Origin of the sequence: Comamonas sp. Z1 (assembly GCF_008121555.1) — a bacterium.
GTDB classification, from domain to species: Bacteria; Pseudomonadota; Gammaproteobacteria; order Burkholderiales; family Burkholderiaceae_C; genus Comamonas; species Comamonas thiooxydans.
Window position 1 is genome coordinate 42,065 of sequence record NZ_VOQT01000023.1, and the last position, 18,685, is coordinate 60,749.

The 18,685-nt window shown below is 69.7% G+C and carries 16 protein-coding genes and 1 pseudogene; 10 read left to right on the forward strand and 7 right to left on the reverse strand.

Annotated elements, in window-relative coordinates; genetic code table 11:
• Nucleotides 1–296 precede the first annotated feature (296 nt).
• Nucleotides 297–1,463, forward strand: coding sequence for an ABC transporter substrate-binding protein (locus FSY45_RS24570; RefSeq protein ID WP_026062255.1), 1,167 nt, complete (start codon nucleotides 297–299; stop codon nucleotides 1,461–1,463).
• A gap of 405 nt (nucleotides 1,464–1,868) precedes the next feature.
• Complete coding sequence (locus FSY45_RS24575; RefSeq protein ID WP_017404926.1) at nucleotides 1,869–2,165, forward strand: hypothetical protein; 297 nt, start codon at nucleotides 1,869–1,871, stop codon at nucleotides 2,163–2,165.
• 55 nt (nucleotides 2,166–2,220) lie between these two features.
• Here FSY45_RS24575 and fahA read toward each other — a convergent pair whose 3' ends face one another.
• From fahA to FSY45_RS24600, 5 genes are all read right to left on the reverse strand, one after another.
• Nucleotides 2,221–3,543 (reverse strand): fumarylacetoacetase, encoded by a 1,323-nt coding sequence (fahA, locus tag FSY45_RS24580; RefSeq protein ID WP_017404927.1) that lies wholly within the window; start codon nucleotides 3,541–3,543, stop codon nucleotides 2,221–2,223.
• Nucleotides 3,540–4,826 carry a homogentisate 1,2-dioxygenase gene (gene hmgA / locus FSY45_RS24585; RefSeq protein WP_026062256.1) on the reverse strand — a complete coding sequence of 429 codons (1,287 nt, stop codon included), beginning with the start codon at nucleotides 4,824–4,826 and terminating at the stop codon, nucleotides 3,540–3,542. Before hmgA ends, fahA begins: the two co-directional genes overlap by 4 nt.
• Nucleotides 4,827–4,921: 95 nt before the next feature.
• A complete protein-coding gene (locus FSY45_RS24590; RefSeq protein ID WP_017404929.1) occupies nucleotides 4,922–6,058 on the reverse strand; it encodes a porin in 1,137 nt (378 codons plus the stop codon).
• A gap of 166 nt (nucleotides 6,059–6,224) precedes the next feature.
• On the reverse strand, nucleotides 6,225–7,220 hold the full coding sequence (locus FSY45_RS24595) for a tripartite tricarboxylate transporter substrate binding protein (protein ID WP_148748461.1): 996 nt from the start codon (nucleotides 7,218–7,220) through the stop codon (nucleotides 6,225–6,227).
• Between the two features lie 39 nt (nucleotides 7,221–7,259).
• A complete protein-coding gene (locus tag FSY45_RS24600) occupies nucleotides 7,260–8,876 on the reverse strand; it encodes an FAD-dependent oxidoreductase (protein WP_017404931.1) in 1,617 nt (538 codons plus the stop codon).
• A gap of 92 nt (nucleotides 8,877–8,968) precedes the next feature.
• Between FSY45_RS24600 and FSY45_RS24605 the strand changes: the two genes are divergently transcribed.
• The 3 genes from FSY45_RS24605 to FSY45_RS24615 all read left to right on the forward strand — a co-directional run bounded on the left by FSY45_RS24605 (nucleotide 8,969) and on the right by FSY45_RS24615 (nucleotide 10,814).
• The gene (locus FSY45_RS24605) at nucleotides 8,969–9,859 is read left to right on the forward strand and encodes a LysR family transcriptional regulator (RefSeq protein WP_108499579.1); all 891 of its coding nucleotides are present in this window, start codon (nucleotides 8,969–8,971) and stop codon (nucleotides 9,857–9,859) included.
• Nucleotides 9,860–10,212: 353 nt separating this feature from the next.
• Nucleotides 10,213–10,533: a hypothetical protein gene (locus FSY45_RS24610; protein WP_103738494.1), complete on the forward strand. Its 321-nt coding sequence runs from the start codon at nucleotides 10,213–10,215 to the stop codon at nucleotides 10,531–10,533.
• Nucleotides 10,530–10,814, forward strand: coding sequence for a DUF2798 domain-containing protein (locus tag FSY45_RS24615; protein ID WP_017404933.1), 285 nt, complete (start codon nucleotides 10,530–10,532; stop codon nucleotides 10,812–10,814). The genes FSY45_RS24610 and FSY45_RS24615 overlap by 4 nt, the downstream gene beginning before the upstream one ends.
• 46 nt (nucleotides 10,815–10,860) lie before the next feature.
• Here FSY45_RS24615 and FSY45_RS24620 read toward each other — a convergent pair whose 3' ends face one another.
• A complete protein-coding gene (locus FSY45_RS24620; RefSeq protein WP_017404934.1) occupies nucleotides 10,861–12,162 on the reverse strand; it encodes a citrate/2-methylcitrate synthase in 1,302 nt (433 codons plus the stop codon).
• A 111-nt stretch (nucleotides 12,163–12,273) separates the two neighbouring features.
• On the opposite strand from FSY45_RS24620, the gene FSY45_RS24625 reads away from it, so the two are divergent.
• Genes FSY45_RS24625 through FSY45_RS24635 form a run of 3 tightly spaced genes read left to right on the forward strand, consistent with a single transcriptional unit; the run spans nucleotide 12,274 to nucleotide 14,997 of the window.
• Complete coding sequence (locus tag FSY45_RS24625; RefSeq protein WP_017404935.1) at nucleotides 12,274–13,416, forward strand: aromatic ring-hydroxylating dioxygenase subunit alpha; 1,143 nt, start codon at nucleotides 12,274–12,276, stop codon at nucleotides 13,414–13,416.
• A 38-nt stretch (nucleotides 13,417–13,454) separates the two neighbouring features.
• On the forward strand, nucleotides 13,455–13,775 hold the full coding sequence (locus FSY45_RS24630) for a non-heme iron oxygenase ferredoxin subunit (protein WP_017404936.1): 321 nt from the start codon (nucleotides 13,455–13,457) through the stop codon (nucleotides 13,773–13,775).
• Between the two features lie 19 nt (nucleotides 13,776–13,794).
• Complete coding sequence (locus FSY45_RS24635) at nucleotides 13,795–14,997, forward strand: NAD(P)/FAD-dependent oxidoreductase (RefSeq protein WP_017404937.1); 1,203 nt, start codon at nucleotides 13,795–13,797, stop codon at nucleotides 14,995–14,997.
• A gap of 93 nt (nucleotides 14,998–15,090) precedes the next feature.
• On the opposite strand, the gene FSY45_RS24640 is transcribed toward FSY45_RS24635, so the two are convergent.
• A complete protein-coding gene (locus tag FSY45_RS24640; protein WP_017404938.1) occupies nucleotides 15,091–15,795 on the reverse strand; it encodes a TetR/AcrR family transcriptional regulator in 705 nt (234 codons plus the stop codon).
• A 134-nt stretch (nucleotides 15,796–15,929) separates the two neighbouring features.
• On the opposite strand from FSY45_RS24640, the gene FSY45_RS24645 reads away from it, so the two are divergent.
• Together FSY45_RS24645 and FSY45_RS24650 are read left to right on the forward strand one after the other, a co-directional pair.
• The gene (locus FSY45_RS24645) at nucleotides 15,930–17,729 is read left to right on the forward strand and encodes an acyl-CoA dehydrogenase (RefSeq protein WP_017404939.1); all 1,800 of its coding nucleotides are present in this window, start codon (nucleotides 15,930–15,932) and stop codon (nucleotides 17,727–17,729) included.
• Nucleotides 17,730–17,770: 41 nt separating this feature from the next.
• Nucleotides 17,771–18,556: pseudogene (locus FSY45_RS24650) on the forward strand (acetyl-CoA C-acyltransferase); the annotation flags it as partial.
• Nucleotides 18,557–18,685 lie beyond the last annotated feature (129 nt).

Sequence of the window (18,685 nt, forward strand, 5' to 3'; positions counted from 1 at the left end):
CGCCGGGCCGTCCGTGGTGACAGCCTTGCAGGCCACGGCCTTTCGGCGCATATGGCCCGGTGCGGCGCAGCCGCCCTCGGCGAGATGCAGGACGCATGCGGGCAGTACCCCGCCCGGCGATGCAGGCCTCTGTCCGTGCGGAAGTCGCACCCGCGCGGCGGACTCACATTGACTGAGACTCAATCTATCAAGCGCGCGACAAAGTGTTTAGAGTCGCCTCGCAAAAAGTCAGCGCGACCGGCCGGCGTGGGGCTGCGGCACCGATCGCGCGCACCAATGATGGAGAGAGGCAGACAATGAACACTGAACCTACGGGTACCGACCGAGCGCGGCGCCGCACCTTTTCGTGCATCGGAGGGGTGCTCGCAGCGGCGGCCGTCGGATTGCCGTTCCGAGCGCGGGCGGCGGCGCGCGAGATCCAGATCGCGATGCTGCTTCCTTTGCAGGGAGGACAGGCGCGCCAGGCCGAGATGATCAGGCAGGGCGTGGACGGAGCGCTCGAACAGGCGAACCGCGCTGGAGGGATCCGGGGGCAGCCCGTCAAGCTCCTGGCCATCGACAACGGGTACCAGGCCGAGAAGACCGTCGAGGCCATCGGGTCGCTGGCGGCAAGGGAATCCGTCGTCGCGGTGACCTCTTTGTTCGGCGGCCCGATCATCGGCGCCGCCATTCCGGCGGCGACCCGCGCGGGCGTGCCGATCGTCGGCGTGCTGCACGGAAACGATGCATTCCGCCGCCCGGGGACCGAGATCGTCACCCATGTGCGAGCGACGTTCGACGCGGAGACCCGCGCGATCGCCGCGTTGTTTCCCACCATTGGCCGGAGCCGCTTCGCCGTGCTGCACGCGACCGACAACTCGGGCACGGCGTTCCGCGCGCAGTTCGAGTCGGTGCTGAAGGCGCAGGGACTGCCGCTCGTCGCCGCCGTGCCCTATGCGCGGGACGCCACCGACTACACCGAGCAGGCGCGGAGCATCGAGCGCAGCGGCGCCGACGTAGTAGTGGTCGGTGGCGTGACCGCGACCGGGATCGCCGCCATCCGCGCCAAGGTGGCGACGAAACTGTGGGCGCAGATGGTCTGCCTTTCCACGGTCGATGAGCGCTCGGTGTGGGAGCAAGTGGGCGCCGATGCGGTTGGCACGGCCTTCTCCAGCGTCGTGCCGAACCCCTATGCGACGCTGCTTCCCCTGGCGCGCGAATACCAGGCAGCGATGAAGGCCCGGAACTACGACCGGCTGTCCCTCAGTTCGTTCGAAGGCTACATCAACGCGCAGGTGCTGCTGGAAGGCCTGCGGCGCGCACCCGGGCTGACGCGCCCCGCGCTCCAGGCCACCCTGCGCGCGATGCAGGGGGTGTCCCTCGGCGGCGTCTCCTTCTCCGCGCCGACCGAGGGAAAGATCGCCAGCGGCATCGACGTGGCCGACATCCTGGTGATGACGCACAACGGACGCATGCTGCGCTGAGTACGCGGCCGGGACGGCTCGGATCCCAGCGCCGCTGCGCATTGGCGGCCGCGCCGCCGCGCGTGGAGCGACCGGCCATGTGCCCCGGCCGTACCTGCATGTGCCTCGGGGCGCGGATGGGTCTGCGGCGCACGACATCCGCCGGCGGGAGAGGAGGGCCGCAGCGGTGGATCGCTTCCGGCCGTACCCGCGGATCCCCCGCGTCGGAGGGCGGCGCGGGTGCGTCCGGGTTTGCGCGAGATCAACATTCGTCCAGGACGCCGCCCGCGGCGGTTGACGGCCGGCCGCGGCAGGCCTAGATTAATAGTTAGGCGACTAACAAAAAATCGCCTGCGCCTGCGGAGACGGCAGAACCTGCAGGGCCGCCCAGCCTGCATCCGCCGACGATGGCAGAAAGGAACGATCATGGACAAGCTTCTGGGGATTCTCGTGATTTTGACGCTTCTTGGCGGTGCGGCCACGCTGCTGTGGCTGAACCTGCAACCCGAGTGGTGGAGGCTCCGGCATCCCGGCGCGCTGGAACTGCGGAAGTTCACCGCCCGGCGTCAGGTGCAGGCGGCAAGGACCCAGGACGACCTGCCGGCGACCCGGGCGGCGGAAGTCCGGTGCACGTTCTGCGACCACGCGCCGGCATGCGCGCAGCGCCTGGCGGCCGGGCACACGACGCCGGTCAGCGAGTGTCCCAACCTGCCTCGCCGCTGAATTGCAGGACGCGCCCGGGTGCCAGCTTGGCAGTGCAGGGCAGCGCGCGGCGAGGCTAGGGTGCGCGCTTCGGCGCGTGGATGGTGCTGGCGCATGCGCCGAAGCCGATGCGTCGCGCTCCGCTGCGTTCGCACCAGGCGCGCAGGATGACGGTGTCGCCGTCCTCCAGGAAGGTTCTGTGCTCGCCCGAGGGCAGGGCGATGGCCTGCCGTCCACCGGCAGTCCGCTCGAGGAGCGAGCCGGCCTGTTCTGGATGTGGCCCGGACAGCGTGCCCGATCCGAGCAGGTCGCCAGGCGCGAGGTTGCAGCCGCCGACCGTGTGGTGGGCCACGAGCTGGGCGGGGGTCCAGTAGGCGGCCTCCACGAAGCTCGAGCGCGACAGGCGCGCTGGCAGCAGGCCCGACCGGGCCATCGCCTCGGTCTGGAGCAGCACCTCGAGCTGCACATCGACCGAGCCGCTGGCCCGGTTCCGTTCGGAATTCAGATAGGGCAATGGCTCGGGGTCGCCGGGCGCACGCGGACAAGCGGCCCGGAACGGCGCCAGCGCCTCAAATGTCACGACCCACGGGGCGAGCGTGCTGCCGAAGTTCTTGGACAGGAAGGGCCCCAGCGGCTGGTACTCCCAGGGCTGGATGTCGCGCGCCGACCAATCGTTGAACAGCGCGACCCCGAACAGGTGGCTCTCGGCGCTGCCGATGGCAATGGGCTCGCCGCGCCGGTTGCCCGGGCCCACCAGGAAACCGAGCTCCAGTTCGTAGTCCAGGCGCCTGCTCGGACCGAATTCCGGGTCGCCGGCCTCGGCCCTGCTCTGGCCGAGCGGGCGGTAGATCGGTTCGCCGCTGACGACCACGGAGGAACTGCGGCCGTGGTACCCGATGGGAACCCATTTGTAGTTCGGAAGCAGCGGTGCGTCCGGCCGGAACAACCGGCCGACGGCGGTGGCATGGTGGATGCCGATGTAGAAGTCGGTGTAGTCGCCGATGGCCGCGGGCAGGGCGTATTCGGCCGAGCGCTGGGCAAGAAGGCATCCCTCCAACCTGCCGCGCTCCGTGGCTCCCGTGCGCAGCGCGCGCGAGAGCGCCAGGCGCAGCGCCGACCACGCGGCGGGCCCCATGGCCATGAAGTCGTTGAGGCGCTTGCGCGAGGCGGCCACCGCGGCATCCCGCGCATCGCCGGCGAGTGCGCCGCTGGCGGCCGCGGCGGCCAGGTCGAGGATCTGGTCCCCGATGGCCACGCCGCCCCCAAACGGCCCGGAGGAGCCGCGCCGGCGGAAGACGCCGAAGGGCAAATTCTGGATCGGGAAATCCGTCGTGTCCTCGTTCGCGGACCCGACCCAGCTGCGCAGGTCCGGCGCGTGGGTTTCGTTCACCCGCGTCATGGCCGCGCCGGATCGAAGTGCTTCCCGAGGTTCTGCCAGCAGCGGAAATAGTCCTCCTGCAGCTGGGCGGTCTCCAGGGCGAACGTCGTCGGCCTGAAGACGTCGCACGACTCGAACATGAAGGCCATCGTCTCGGTGAGGTAGTCCGGCCGGGAGGTGTCAGCGGCACTGGCCTTGGCGAAGGTGTCGGCATCCGGTCCGTGCGCGCTCATGCAGTTGTGCAGGGACGCGCCGCCGGGCACGAAGCCCTCGGCCTTGGCGTCGTAGGCCCCGTGGATCAGCCCCATGAACTCGCTCGCGACGTTACGGTGGTACCAGGGCGGCCGGAACGTGTTCTGGGCCACGAGGATGCGCGGCGGGAACACCACGAAGTCGATGGTGTCGACGCCCGGGGTGTCGCTGACGGACTGCAGCACCAGGAAGATGGACGGATCGGGATGGTCGTAGCTGATCGAGCCGATGGTGTTGAACCGCCGCAGGTCGTACTTGTAGGGCGCGTGGTTGCCATGCCAGGCGACCACGTCGAGCGGGCTGTGGCCGATGCGCGCGCTCCACAGGTTTCCCTGGAAGCGCGCGACCAGCTCGAAGTCGCCTTCGCGGTCTTCGTAGGCCGCGACCGGCGTGCAGAAGTCCCGGGGATTCGCCAGCCCGTTGGAGCCGATGACACCGAGGTCCGGCAGCTTGAGGGCGGCGCCGAAGTTCTCGCACACGTAGCCCCGCGCCTGGGCGTCCAGCAGCCGCACCTGGAAGCGCACGCCCCGGGGGATCACGGCGATCTCCTGGGGCTCGAGCTGCAGACGGCCCATTTCCGTTGCCAGCTCGAGGCGACCAGCCTGGGGCACGAGGAGCAGCTCCGCGTCGGCGTCGTACAGGAACCGCGTCTCCATCGACCGGTTGGCGGCATAGAGGTGGACCGCGCAGGACGCGTTGCACGCCATCGTCGTCATGCCCTCGATGAAGTCCGTCGGCCGCTCGGGCATAGGAAGCGGGTCCCAGCGCAGCTGGTTGGGCGTCACGGGGCCGTCGCCGGCCCGGCTCGTCCACCGTCCCGCATCCACGAGGGCGAAAGGATGGTGCAGCGTCGAAGGCCGGATGCGGTAGAGCCAGGCGCGGCGGTTGGCGTGGCGCGGCGCGGTGAACGCCGTGCCGGAGAGCTGCTCGGCGTACAGGCCGTACGGCGCGCGCTGCGGGGAGTTGCGCCCATGGGGGAGCGCCCCGGGGAGGGCTTCGGTGGCGAACTCGTTGCACATGCCGGTCTGGTAGGCGGGTTGTGGTTCAGTCATGGCGATGGCCTGTCCTTGGTTTGATTCAACATGCGGCGGCGCTCCTGCGCCACGCAGGCGCCTGAGCGCACGACCTGGGCGTCTGCCGTGTCTGTTCAGAACGCGTGGCGCATGCCCAGTGTGAGCGTGGTGGAACGGTGGTCGCCCGCTCCCCCGAGCCCTGCGGGCTGCTGGGCCGATCCGGAACCCAGCGCGTAGCGCGAGCCGTTCTGGTTGCCGACCGCGCCCAGCGAGGCATAGGCCATCGTGCGCTTGGAGAGCGTGTATTCGCCGCCGATGGCCAGCCATGTGGCGTCCCGTTGGCCGGTGGCCGCCGCGTAGGCCGAGCGGTCGGAAATCCGCACGGCCTGCACGATGGCGGTGAAGGCACCGAAGGGCACGCGGGCCCCGAGGTTGATCAGGCGGAACTCGCTGGCCGCGGCGCCCGTGACGCCCTGGGCGCGGGCGAGCGCGCCGGTGCAGGTGCCGCAGCTGTTCTTTTCCGCGGTGTAGCCCGCGAAGATCTTGGCGGCGCCGAAGTCGTAGCTGCCCCCGGCGACGACGGCGTCGATCCGGCCGTTCGCGTTGTCCGCGCCCTGCTGTCGTGCCCAGGCCAGCACCGCGTCGACCGGACCGTTGCGGTAGGTCGCCGAGGCGCTGTAGGCGCGTCCAATGGTGGGCTGATTCTCCCCGGCCGCGGCCATGGCGCGAAACGTCAGCGGTCCCAGCCTGGGCGTCACGTAGCCCACCGCGTTGTCGAAGCGGGCGCTGACGGCCAGGGGCAGCAGCTGGCGGGTCGCGTCGGTGCTGCGCGTGATGGCCAGATGCCCGCCGCTGCCCATCCACGAGAAGGCGTCGACGCCGGACTGGGCCACGTAGTAGGGCGTCGGCAGGCGCCCGGCCGTCACGGTGCCCCAGGCGGTGCTTGCCAGGCCGACGGAGGCTTCCCGGCCGAATGCGCGGCCGCCCTGGCCCAGGGTGCCATCGTCCAGATTGATGCCTTGCTCCAGGCGAAAAACCGCGGACAGGCCGCCGCCGAGGTCCTCGACGCCGCGGAAGCCGAGCCGGCTGCCCAGCGCGCCGCCCGACACCAGCCGGCGGGACGAGCCGGCGCCGTTGTTAGACCATTCGACCCCGGCGTCGGCCACGCCGTAGATCGTGACGCCGGACGCCGGCGCGCCTCCTTGCGCATGCGCGGGTGCGAGCCCGAGCGCGAGCAGGCCTGCGGCCGCCGCGGAAAGGGAATGCTTCATGGTTGTCTCCTCGTTGTGATGGGATGGGGCCTGACGGGCCACGCTGCGGGCGATGCGCTGCCCGGCGGGCGGGTGCTCCGCGCCGTCAGCCAGCTGCAATCGGGTGTTAGAGGGCGGCGCGGCGGCGCCGGCGGCGGCGATCAGCCGCCGGCCTCGCCGCTGCGCCTCACTCGGCGCGTGCGCCGGTGTCCTTGATGACCTTGGACCAGCGCGCCATGTCTTCCTGCATGAGTGCCTGGAGCGCGGCCGGCGTCGATGGGGCGGGCTCCAGGCCCTGGGCTTCCAGCGCCGCCTTGACCGCCGGATCCCGCAGTGCCCGGCCCGCCGCCTCCTCGATCTTGGCCACCACGTCGGGCGGCGTGCCCGCCGGCGCGACCAGGCCGATCCAGACCTCGCTGCGGAAGGCCTTGAAGGGGCCGCCCGCGCTGGCGACGGTCGGGACGTTTGGCAGGTAGGGCAGGGGCTGCTCGCCGGCCACCGCGAGCGGGCGCAGGGCGCCGGTCTTGATGTGCGGGAGCACCGAGTTCGCGACGCCGAAGAGCACCTGGATCTGTCCGCCGATCAGGTCCGTGACCACGGGCTGCGCGCCGCGGTAGGGCACGTGCACCATGTCGATGCCGGCCAGGCTCTTGAAGAGCTCTCCGGTCAGGTGGTGCGGCGTGCCGACGCCGGCGGACCCATAGGACAGCTTGCCGGGCTGGGCCTTGGCCAGGGCGATCAGCTCCTGGGTCGACTTGGCGGCGAGGCCGGGGTGGACGACCAGGACGAAGGGCACGCGGCCCAGCTGCGTGACGGGAACGAATTCCTTCACGGGATCGTAGCCCGCGCGGCCGTCCGGATAGAGGAAGGGGTTGGTGACGAAATTGTTGGCCACGACGAGCAGGGTGTGGCCGTCGGGAGCCGCCTTGGCCGCCTGCTTGGTGCCAACGTTGCCGCCCGCGCCCGGGCGGTTGTCGACGATGACGGGCTGCTTCCAGTACTCGCCGAGCTTCTGGCCCACCGTGCGCGCCAGGGCGTCGTTGCTGCCGCCGGGCGTGAAGGGCACGACCAGCGTGACCGGCCTGCTGGGATAGCCGTTGGCCTGTGCGCACAGTGCGATGCACGAGCCGAGAAGGGCGGCGGCCATCGCCTTGATCGCGCGGCCGGGCAGTTCAGTCTTCATGGGGTTGTCTCCTTTTTGTTTCGTGGAAGGGGCTTGCGGCTAAGCGGCGCCGCGGACCGTGTCGACCACCTGGCCGGCGTGCTCCACGTGCGAGCCGCGCCATGCGACATGCCCGTCGGGACGCACCAGGACCAGCGGGCGTTCGTAGGCTCTCGCCACGTCGGCCTGCTCGATGGATTCGAGGCGGAACGGAACTCCCCTGGCGGCAAAGGCCTGCGCGAGCGTGTCCGCCTCGCCCCGCAGGCCGCCGTCGAAGCACAGGAGCACGAAGGTGCGGCCGAACAGGTCGAGCGTCGAGCGGCCGTCGCTGAGCCAGACGTGGGGCGCGCGCGCGCCGGGCCGCGTCGTGGGGATGTACGTCGAGTACTCGTCCGGGGTCGGGGGCGTGCCGTCGGAAACGCAGATCGGCGAGCCCTCGTAGCGGTGGCCGATCTGCAGGCCCAGCGACTCCCACTCCACGCGCGTCGACTCGCGCAGGCGCCGGCCGAGGTCCCGGCGCACCTGCTCGCCTTCGGCGCTCAGGTCGCACACCGCCGCCGGGCTGGGCGTGTCCTGCCAGGCCCTGAAGTTCTGCGTGGAGAAGCCGATGTTGCGCTGCGCGACGGGCCGGCGCTCGGTCTCGTAGCTGCGCAGCAGGGCCGGGCCGCCCCAGCCGTTGAGGAGGCCCTCGAGCTTCCAGCCGATGTCCAGCACCTCCTGCGCCCCGGTGTTCATGCCCATGCCACCGGTCGGAGACATGGTGTGGGCGGAATCGCCCACGAGCGCGACGCGGCCCTCGAAGTAGCGATCGGCGAGCATCTCGCTGCGCCGCCAGGGGATGGCCGAATCGACCACGAACTCCACGTCGTCGCGACCGAGCGCGCGCCGGACCCAGGCGGCGGGGTCGAAGTTCGCGAGGTCCATCTTCTCTTCCGATCCGAGCACCGTCAGGCGCCAGATCTCGTTCCCGTCGACGACGGTCAGATTGCCCCACGTTCCCTCCGGGCCGACGAAGAGGTAGCGCTCGGCCGGCCCCATCTTGTGCTCGTGCACCAGTCCCGGCGCGTGGATCAGGACGTTCACCGAGTAGCTGAGCAGCCGGCCCTCCATCCTGATGCCGACCTGCTCGCGGACCTGGCTGGTAGCGCCATCGCAGCCGAGCAGGTAGTCCGCGCGGATGGTGACAGGCTCGCCCGTGTTCAGGTCGGTGACGGTCGCCGTGACGCCCTCGCCGTCCTGCTGAAGCGAGACGAAGCGGTGCTTGAACAGCAGCCTGGCCCTGGGTTCGGCGCGGGCGGCGTCGGTCAGGATGGGCTGCAGCCACAGCTGCGGGCAGCGCTGCTTCTTCTCGGGCGTCTCGGGCGGCGTGGGCGCGTCGCGCATGCTCGGGTAGCTCTCCCGATCGAGCAGCAGCCCGTTGAGCGACGTGCAGAAGACCATCGAGAGGTCGTAGTCGTCCGGGAATCCGCAGTCGCGCACGCGCTGCGCCAGCCCCCAGCGTCGGAACAGCTCCATCGTGCGCACCGCGATCAGGCCGGTGCGCGGGTGCTCGATCGTGCCGTCGCCCTCATCCACGAGGATCGACTCGATCCCCCTCCATCCCAGCTCGATGGCCATCGACAGGCCGATGGGCCCTCCGCCCACGATCAGCACGGGCGTCTTGATCTCTGTCCCCATGGGGTCTCATCCTTTCTCGTTTGGTTGGGGAAATGATCACCGGCACGCTCATCATTGTCTAATCGATATTGGAGAGAAATAGAATTCAGGATATGAATATCAAAACGTTCGACCTGAACCTGCTGCGGGTCTTCGACGCCATCTATGCCGAGCGCAATGTGTCGCGGGCGGCGAGCGTCGCGGGCCTGTCGCAGCCCGCAATGAGCAACGCGCTGCTGCGGCTGCGCAAGGCCTGCTCCGATGCGCTGTTCGTGCGGACCACCGGCGGGATGGAGCCGACGGCCCTGGCCGACGAACTCATCGGCCCGGTCCGCCAGGCGTTGGCGATCCTTCAGCAGTCGTTGGAAAGACCGAACGGCTTCGAGCCGAAGGCGTCGGAGCGCACGTGCAAGATCCTCCTGTCCGACGCGGGGGAGGGCATCGTTCTGCCGCGGCTGATCTCGGCGGTGCTGCGGGAGGCGCCGCACGTGCGCATCGAGGCGCTGCGGCGGCCCAACGACCAGTACCAGCAACTGCTGCAGAGCGGCGAGGCGGATCTCGCGATCGGCAACCTCGCCTTTCTGAAGTCGGGCTTCTACCAGCAGCGCCTGTTCGGCGATCCCTACTGCTGCCTGGCGCGCAAGCGGCATCCGTTCATCGGCCCCGGCTTCCCGCTGCAGGCGTTCCTGACGGCCCAGCACGTCGCCGTGGCCACGGGCAATGCGGACGACCTGGTGGAGCGCGCGCTCTCGAAGATGCGCGCCAAGCGCGACGTCATCCTGCGCGTGACCCACTACCACGTCGCGGCGGATGTCGTCGAGCGCTCCAACCTGGTCGTCACCGTGCCCCGCAACGCGGCGCGTAACGCCCGTGGCGTGCAGATCCTGCCGGTGCCGCTGAGCATTCCCGCGGCGGACGTGCGCCAGTTCTGGCACCGGAGGGCGCACAAGGATCCGGCCAACCAATGGCTGCGTGGCACGCTCGCCAAGCTCGCGTTCGACTAGGCCCGACGGGCAGGCTTCGGGTGCGGCGGAGCCAGTGCCCGGATGCGGCCGACCCCGCTCGAACGATGCCGGCGGCGAACCGGGGCTCTCCCCGTGGCTTGAGGCTGGCTCGACGGCGAGCCGTCGTATTGCGGATGCCCACCCATCGCGAACCGCGATCGCTGGGCAGGCGTCCCTCCGGCACCGCGCTTTGACCTTCATCAGAGGACCCGCGTATTCTTTCTTCGGCCTCCGCGACAGCTCGCTTTGCGTGTTGACACCTCCACCCTCGCCGGGTAACTTTGGTTTGGCAACTAACAATAGCGCTGCCATTGCTGGGCAGCGCAACGAAACAACCCGATGAAGGAGGATCCATGCAGACGAAGGACCAACCCGATGCCCAGGGTCAGATGCGGCGCAGTACAGACAAGTCCTTCGCGCAGGACCGGCAAGCAGCAGGAGCGGTGCATTTCCTGAGCGCGCGGCGGCTTCCCTCCCGCGCGGACACCTCCGCCATCGGCAGCCGCGACCGGCGCGCGGCATGCGGCGCTTCGCCGCTGCGCCGCAACCACGCCAGGATGACGGGCGGGCGTTCCATGGCCGTGTGCTGGAACGTCCGGCGCTACGGCAGTCCGGACTGCGCCATCCGCAGTCCCGAGGGCAGTGCAGGCCACACACCACGGGCCTACCCATGAAAAACGAGTGTCCTCCTTCGGCGGCGCAGGCCCGCACGGTGTTCGGCTTCGCCAAGCTGCCAGCCGCCTACGCGACGCTGGTGATGCCGCTGCTGCTCTCGATCCTGATGACCTTCGTGGTGTCGGCCGTGTCGACCCTGCGCAGCATCGGCCTGGCGCCCGGCTTTCTCTACATCTGGCTCAGCGCGTGGGCACTGTCATGGATCATCGCCTTCCCGACGCTGCTCTTCGCGCTGCCTCTGGTGCGCAGGGCCACCGCAGCGCTCGTGATGCGGGACTGACCGGAGGGAACCTCCTCGCCCACGCCCGCCGCGGCCGAGGGCTGCCTTACCGCGGAAGGTGCTGGCCCATGTACTTCGCGCGCGGCCGCAGCATGGCGCCCGTCAGGCGCTGCTCCATCGCGTGGGCGATCCACCCGCTGGTGCGCGCCAGGGTATGCAGCATCGCGCCGCTGCCATTGGGCAGACCCATCGCCTTGCACAGGATCACGAGGGCGGCGAAGACGTTCGGGTGCTGTCCCGCCTGCCGCGCGCCGGTCACCAGCGCCTGCACCTTCGGCAGATCCGGTCCGTGCGCGCTGAGGTCGTCTACGAGCTCGAGCAGCACGGCCGAGCGCGGGTCCTCCCCATCGTAGAGGGGATGGCCGAAGCACGGCAGCTCATTGCCCTTGAAACCCGAGGCCGCCGCCAGCGGCAGGGCGTCTTCGGGCGCCAGGCCGCAGGGCAGGGCGTCGATGAGCGCCTCGACCTCCACGGCGCCCCCGACCTGCATCGGCCCGGACTGGGTCAGCATCGCCGTGGCGACGCAGGCGTGCAGGTCCGCGCCCGTCGAGGCGCAGATCCGCGCCGCGAAGGTCGGTGCCGACAGCTCGTGTTCGGCGGACATCACGAGCGCGGCGTCGATGGCCCGCACGGCATCGGGCCGATCGCCCAGGCCCAGCCCGCGGGCGACGCACTGCGCCACGAACTCGCCGTCGCGGGGCGGGGAGAAGCGCGGCTCGGGGCCGAAGACGCCAGCCGTGCCCGCCAGCCACTGCAGCAGGCGGCGGCAGGCCGCGAAACCGGCCGCCTCCACGTCGTCCTCGGCCCGCTCGAACGCGGACAGCGAGGTCGTCAGCATCGCCAGGAGCTTGAGCGGCGTGACGTGCTCGGCCGATTGCAGCGCCATGCGGACCAGCGACTCAGGCTGCCGGGTGTCCTGCGGGGCCGGCCACGGGACATCGCGGGTGCGCGGCAGCCCCGTCCAGATGAGCTCGCTCGCGAACTCGAACGACCGTCCGTCACGCACCAGGTCGCGCGCGAGCACCCCCCGGTAGCGTGGGCCCTGGGCGGTGAGCTCGCTGATCCACGTCTGCGCGATCGGCTCGCCGTAGCGCAGCGACTGGGAGACCTGCGGCCCGCCCGAGCGGGCGACGGCCCGGCTCCTGAGCTTCTCGACGTCGGCCTTGCGGTAAAGCTTGGCCTTCACGCCCGGGCGCTGCTTGGTCTTGATGAGGCCGCGGCTCACGTAGGTGTACAGCGTCTCGCGGCGCACGCCGAGGATCGACATCGCTTCCGCGCTCCCGACGTATTCGACGTCATTGATCTGGCGGCGCTGGCGTGCGTTCTCGGAGCTGTTCTTGGCTGGCATAGGGTTCCTACGGCTATTTATATCGATTCTCACATCGATCTATACATAGATCAATGTATTGCCTAGTATTCGTTACGTTTACTCAACGAATCTTTTGAAAGGACGACCACGATGCAAGTAGCCGAACACCAACTCCTGGACCTGCGCCCCAAGTTCAAGGAGACCCGCAAGAAACTGCTCAGCGCCCGGCACCTGCCGGGCGAGGTGTACAGCTCGCCCGAGATCTACGCCATGGAGAAGGAGCAGATCTTCATGAAGTACTGGCTCTCCGTGGGACGCGTCGAGGAGATTCCCGATGTCGGCGACTACTACACCTTCCAGGTGATGAAGGAGTCGATCGTGGTGTCCCGTCCCGCGCCCGACCAGGTCGTCGCCTACATGAACCAGTGCCTGCACCGCGGCGTGGAGATCGCCGTCGGCCGCGGCAACGCCAAGGAATTCAGCTGCCCGTACCACGCTTGGCTCTACGACGTGAGCGGCAAGCTCGTCGTCGCGCCGGGCATGAAGGCCTCGGAGGTCGAGCTGAAGAACTGCAGCCTGCGCCAGCTTCACGTCAAGGTCTGGCGCGGCTGGATCTTCGTGAACTTCAGCGACGAGCCGATGTCTTTCGACGACTACATCGCTCCCTTCGAGCAGCCGCTGTGGTGGTTCCAGACCGACCATTGCAAGCTCGCCCAGAAGGTCGAGATCGACGTCAAGTGCAACTGGAAGTTCCTGGTCGAGAACCTGATCGACATCTACCACGTCGGCGTCATCCACAAGGGGACCTTCGGCGGCTTCGTGAAGGGCGAGCAGGTCCGCTTCAACCTGGTCGAGAACGGCGGCTGGCACACCCAGTACGAAGCCAGGCCGCACTCGAAGTCCGGCGAGCAGGTCTTCCCGACGCTGCCCTGGGCGCAGGACAAGCCCAGCGGGATCGCCTGCAAGGCGGGCATCTATCCGAACCTGAACCTGTCGATGCGTGCCGACAGCGTGCGCATGTGGCACATCTGGCCCATCTCTCCCACGGAGACCAAGGTCATCTGCTATCTGCTGTTCCCTGAAGGCGCCTTCTCGATCCCGAACTATGACGAGGAGATGGAGAAGTACGTGGGTTTCGTGCGCCAGATCATCGCCGAGGACGCCGTGATGGTGGAGGGCATGCAGAACACCGCGGGGTCGAAGTTCTTCCAGCCCGGCCCGATGTCGCCGCTCGAGGAGGCGCTGTATCACATGGAGAACCACTACATCGACGTGATGACGTCGCAGGCGTAGGGCAGCGGGTGCGGCAAGACAACAATCCGGGAGACACCATGGACGGTGAATGGATCAGGGTCGGCAACGTGGCCGACATCGACGAAGACGACACGCACCCGGTCGAGATCGACGGCAGGCGGGTGTGCCTCTACAACCTCGGCGGCGAGATCTTCGCCACGGACGGCACCTGCACCCACGGCGACGCGGACCTTTCGCTGGGCATGGTGGTCGATTCCTGCCTCATCGAGTGCCCCCTGCACGAGGGCACCTTCGACATCCGAAGCGGCCGGGCGGTGGGCGCGCCGTGCACGGATCCGCTGCGCTGCCATCCGGTCAAGGTCGAGCAGGGAGTCATCTTCCTGCGGCCCGCGCACTGAACGACGGCAGGGAGCACCCATGGATGTCGTCATCATTGGAGCCGGCCAGGCCGGCGCCTGGGTCGCCCGGTCGCTGCGCGAAGCGGGACATGAAGGGGGCATCACGCTCCTGGGGCGCGAGCCGCACGCGCCCTACGAGCGGCCCCCCTTGTCGAAGGCGGTGCTCAGCGGGGCGGAAGAGCACCCGCCGGTGCTGCTCGGCCCGCAGCAGTGCGACGCGCTGCGCGTGGACTTCCGGCCCGGCGTCGAGGCCGTCGGCATCGATCGCACCGGCCACCAGGTCAGCTGCGCGGATGGCTCTGCGGTCCGCTACGACAAGCTCGTGCTGGCCACCGGAGGGCGACCTCGGGCGCTGTCGTGTCCCGGCGCCGACCTGCCCGGCGTCCATGCGCTGCGCACGATCGAGGATTGCCAGGCCATCGCCAGGAAGCTGGTGCCGGGCAACCGGCTGCTGATCGTGGGCGGCGGGTGGATCGGGCTGGAGATCGCCGCGACGGCGAGGAAGAAACAGGTCGAGGTCATGGTGCTGGAGGCGGGGCCGCGCCTGTGCGCGCGGTCGCTGCCGCCCCGGTTCTCGGCGTTCCTGCTCGACAGGCACCGCCGGGAAGGCGTCGACGTCCGGCTGGCGACGACGGTCGCGTCGATCGAAGCGGGCCGCCAGCGCGCGCTGGCCGTGGAACTGCCTGGCGGGCCGCAGGAGTTCGACGCGGTGGTGGTCGGGATCGGGCTTGCGCTCGACACCGGGCTGGCCGAGGCCTGCGGGCTCGAGGTCCGGGACGGCATCGTCGTGGACCAGGCCGGCCGCACCTCCGACCCAGACATCTATGCCGCGGGCGACGTGGCCAACCAGCCGAACACCTGGGCGGGCGGCCGTCTGCGATGCGAGTCGTGGGCCAATGCCCAGAATCAGGCCATCGCCGTGGGCAAGGCCATTGCCGGCGGCGAGGTGGCGTACGACGAGATTCCGTGGTTCTGGTCGGATCAGTACGACCTGAACCTGCAGGTGCTCGGCGTGCCGTCGAACGAGCTCGAGGGCACCCTGCGCGGCTCCGCCGAGGAGGGGGCGTTCTCCGTGTTCCAGATCTCTGAGGGCAGGCTGCGCAGCGTGCTGTCGGTGAACGTGCCGCGCGACATCAAGGTGGCCAAGCGCTGGCTCAAGCAGGGGACCTGCCCGCCGCCGGAGGTCCTCGCCGACCGCACGGTCCGCCTGGACAAGCTCTGAGCGGGCTGCTCGCGGGGCGGCCCGGTGCCGCTGCCGCCTGCAGCCCGGCCACTGGGCGCGTGCGCAGGAGGGATCGGCGCGGGAGCGCCGACGCTATTCGACCCGCAGCTGCGCGGCGACCATCGCGCTCAGGCTGTTCGCGAACTCATCCACGCTGATCTTCTCGGCCCGGTACTTCCAGCGCTTGACGTACCAGTCCTGGATGACGCTCTGCAGGTGCGCCGCCAGCAGGAAGGCTTCCCGGTCGCCCATCTCGCGCACCTGCCGGATCTGCCGCGCCATGGCGGCCTGGAAATCCACCTCGGCGGCCCTGGCCACCTTGCGCTGATCAGCCTCGAGCACGCGCGACTCCATGTACACGAAATAGAACCACGGCTGCAGCAGCTCGGACATGAAGACGTGCGCCCGCAGGCTGCTGTCCAGACGCACCAGCGGCGCCAGAGACGCCTCGTCGAACCAGCGAGGGATCTCGCCGCCGATGTGCCGGATCAGGTCCTCGACCATGGCGGCCAGGGCGTCCTTGCTCTGCAGGTAGCCGTAGAGCCCGCCCATGGACAGGCCGGTGGCCTTGGACAGGTCCCGCAGCGTCATCGCGCCGAAGCCCACCTGGTTGGCCAGCTGGAAGGAGGCCTCGAAGATGGCCCGCAGATTGGCCAGCGCCACCGGCACGCGCTTGACCGTGATGGCGTGCGCGTTGCGCGCGTACACCAGCTCCCACAGCGTGTCGGGCGGGATGGGGTTGATCCGCTTGAACTGTGCGAAGGTGAATCGGGGCTCGAGACCGAGGGACAGGGGCATGGCGGGAAGGCGTGGACGCGGTCGGGTGGGGGGCGGGGCAGGTTGCCCGAATTGACCGCCGGTCGGGAATGATTGTAAACTCCCTCAAAAACCGAGCGAGCGCTCGGTGTTTATTTCGAGCGAGACAACCCCACATGGCCACTGCCACCATCAGCGAGCGCGAGCTCGCCTTCCTGCTTTACGAAGTCCTGGACACCGCGGGCCTGCTGCGGCGCGAGCGCTATGCCGAGCACTCGCGCGAGGTCTTCGACGCCACGCTGGAGACGGCGCGCCAGCTGGCCGAGGATTTGCTGGCGCCGCATCTGCGCGAGGGCGACGAGAACGAGCCACAGTTCGAGAATGGCCGGGCCCGCCTCGTCGCGCCGACCCGCGCGGCGTGGCAGGCCATCGCGGATGCCGGGTTCCTCAGTGCGCACTGGGAGCAGGCCGAGGGCGGGCTGCAGCTGCCGGAGGTCGTGCTGCGCGCGGCGATGAGCGCCTTCTACGCGGCCAACGTCGGCACGGCGGCCTATGCGATGCTGACGATCGGCGCGGCCAATCTGCTGCGCACCTTCGGCAGCCCACAGCTCCGGGCCCGCTACCTCGCGCCGCTGGGCGACGGCCGCTTCGCCGGCACGATGGCATTGACCGAGCCGTCGCAGGGTTCCGCCCTGGGCGACATCAAGACCTACGCCGTGCCCCAGGCCGATGGGAGCTACCGCGTTTTCGGCCAGAAGATGTTCATCTCCGGCGGCGAGCAGGACCTCACCGAGAACATCGTGCACATGGTGCTCGCGCGCATCCAGGGCGCGCCGCCCGGCGTCAAGGGCATCTCGCTGTTCCTGGTGCCCAAGATCCTGCCCGGCGAGCACGGGGCGGCGGACACGCCGAACGACGTGGCGCTGGCCGGGCTGCTGCACAAGATGGGCTGGCGCAACACCACCTCCACCGTGCTGTCCTTCGGGGAGAAGGGCGGCGCGGTGGGCTGGCTGGTCGGCCGCGAGCACCAGGGCCTGGCCCACATGTTCCAGCTGATGAACGAGGCGCGCATCGGCGTCGGCGTCATGTCCGCCAGCATCGCCTGGCGCGGCTTCAGCGAGTCGCTGGCCTACGCGCGCGAGCGGCCGCAGGGCCGCCTGCCGTCGAACAAGGATCCGCTGTCGCCGCAGGTCAAGCTGGTCGAGCACTCCGACGTGCGCCGGATGCTGCTGGTGCAGAAGGCCTACGCCGAGGGCAGCCTGGCCCTGTGCCTGTACGCCTGCAGCCTGTTCGAGGACCAGCACACCCATCCGGAGCCGCCGGCGCGCGCAGCGGCCGGCCGGCTGCTCGACGTCCTCACGCCGGTCGTGAAGTCCTGGCCTGCGCGCTACGGCGCGGCGGCCAACGACCTGGCCATTCAGGTGCTCGGCGGCGCGGGCTACACGCGCGACTACCCGCTGGAGCAGCTGTACCGCGACCAGCGCCTGAACATGATCCACGAGGGGACCGAGGCCATCCACGGCATCGATCTGCTCGGCCGCAAGGTGCTGGCGGAGCAGGGCGCGGGGCTGCGCCTGTTCGTCGACACCGTGCGCCAGGACGCCGGGCGCGCCTCCGAGGCGGGCCTGGGCGACGAGGCGGCGGCCCTGTGCGCGGCGCTGGACCGCCTGGTGGAGGTCAGCGCGGGGCTCGCCGCGCTGCAGCGCAGCGAGCCCGACCTCGGCCTGGCCAACGCCACGCTGTACCTCGACGCGTTCGGGCGCGTGACGCTGGCCTGGATCTGGCTGCTGCAGGGGCGGGCGGCGGCGCGCGCGCTGCCGGCCGCCAGCGGGGAGGCCGCCGACCACTACCGCGGCAAGCTGCAGGCCATGCGCTACTTCTTCCAGTGGGAGCTGCCGCAGACGCACGCCCAGTGGGCGTTGCTCGCGCGTGCCGACCGCTGCGCCTACGACATGCGCGACGCGTGGTTCATCTGAAGCCGCGACGCATTCCCTTTCCATCTCCACCGCAGGACCTTATGAGCCAGGCCGTCATCGTTTCCGTCGCGCGCACCCCCATCGGGCGCGCCTACAAAGGGGCATTCAATGCCATCAAGTCGCCCACGCTGCTGGGCCATGCCATCGGGCACGCCGTCGCGCGCGCCGGCGCCGGCCCGGACGAGGTCGACGACGTCGTCGTGGGCACGGTGCTGGGCGCCGGCACGGCCGGCATGAACCTGGCGCGCAACGCCGCGCTCGCGGCCGGGCTGGGCGTGGCGGTGAGCGGCCAGACCCTGGACCGCCAGTGCGCTTCCGGGCTCATGGCGGTGGCGACGGCCGCCAAGCAGATCATCGTGGACGGCATGCGGGTCGTGGTCGCGGGCGGCCAGGAAAACATCTCCGCGGTGCAGAAGGGCTACTTCGACTGGGCCTCGGCGGAGGCGGACCCCGCCGTCCAGGCCAAGGTGCCGCACGCCTACATGCCCATGCTGCAGACGGCGGAGTTCGTCGCCAGGAAGTACGGGATCGGCCGCGAGGCGCAGGACCTGTACGCGCTGCAATCGCAGCAGCGCACGGCGGCGGCCCAGCAGGCTGGACGCTTCGACGCCGAGATCGTGCCCCTGCCGTCGCGCATGGCCGTGGTCGACAAGGAGACCCAGGCCGTCAGCCACCGCGACGTGACCCTGGCCCAGGACGAGGGCAACCGCCCGGAGACCACGCTCGAGAGCCTGGCCGCGCTCAAGCCCGTGATCGAGGGCGGCAGCGTCACGGCGGGCAATGCCAGCCAGCTCTCCGATGGCGCCGCCGCCTGCGTGCTGATGGACGATGGGGTCTCCTCGTTTTCAGTGCAATAAGTGACGGTACGAAAAGCTAGCACTGGCGCGGAGGTGGTGTTGGTAGATCGTTGATTTCATTGACTTTCCTGTTCACTTTCAAATCTGCGATTCGTGGCG

Bases quoted from the DNA above. Each gene is read 5' to 3' on its own strand.
- FSY45_RS24620 (WP_017404934.1), bottom strand. From the start codon at position 12,162: ATGCCAGCCAAGAACAGCTCCGAGAACGCACGCCAGCGCCGCCAGATC.
- FSY45_RS24610 (WP_103738494.1), top strand. From the start codon at position 10,213: ATGCAGACGAAGGACCAACCCGATGCCCAGGGTCAGATGCGGCGCAGT.
- FSY45_RS24605 (WP_108499579.1), top strand. From the start codon at position 8,969: ATGAATATCAAAACGTTCGACCTGAACCTGCTGCGGGTCTTCGACGCC.
- FSY45_RS24570 (WP_026062255.1), top strand. From the start codon at position 297: ATGAACACTGAACCTACGGGTACCGACCGAGCGCGGCGCCGCACCTTT.
- FSY45_RS24635 (WP_017404937.1), top strand. From the start codon at position 13,795: ATGGATGTCGTCATCATTGGAGCCGGCCAGGCCGGCGCCTGGGTCGCC.
- FSY45_RS24640 (WP_017404938.1), bottom strand. From the start codon at position 15,795: ATGCCCCTGTCCCTCGGTCTCGAGCCCCGATTCACCTTCGCACAGTTC.
- FSY45_RS24615 (WP_017404933.1), top strand. From the start codon at position 10,530: ATGAAAAACGAGTGTCCTCCTTCGGCGGCGCAGGCCCGCACGGTGTTC.
- FSY45_RS24625 (WP_017404935.1), top strand. From the start codon at position 12,274: ATGCAAGTAGCCGAACACCAACTCCTGGACCTGCGCCCCAAGTTCAAG.
- FSY45_RS24595 (WP_148748461.1), bottom strand. From the start codon at position 7,220: ATGAAGACTGAACTGCCCGGCCGCGCGATCAAGGCGATGGCCGCCGCC.
- FSY45_RS24575 (WP_017404926.1), top strand. From the start codon at position 1,869: ATGGACAAGCTTCTGGGGATTCTCGTGATTTTGACGCTTCTTGGCGGT.
- fahA (WP_017404927.1), bottom strand. From the start codon at position 3,543: ATGACGCGGGTGAACGAAACCCACGCGCCGGACCTGCGCAGCTGGGTC.
- FSY45_RS24645 (WP_017404939.1), top strand. From the start codon at position 15,930: ATGGCCACTGCCACCATCAGCGAGCGCGAGCTCGCCTTCCTGCTTTAC.
- hmgA (WP_026062256.1), bottom strand. From the start codon at position 4,826: ATGACTGAACCACAACCCGCCTACCAGACCGGCATGTGCAACGAGTTC.
- FSY45_RS24590 (WP_017404929.1), bottom strand. From the start codon at position 6,058: ATGAAGCATTCCCTTTCCGCGGCGGCCGCAGGCCTGCTCGCGCTCGGG.
- FSY45_RS24600 (WP_017404931.1), bottom strand. From the start codon at position 8,876: ATGGGGACAGAGATCAAGACGCCCGTGCTGATCGTGGGCGGAGGGCCC.
- FSY45_RS24630 (WP_017404936.1), top strand. From the start codon at position 13,455: ATGGACGGTGAATGGATCAGGGTCGGCAACGTGGCCGACATCGACGAA.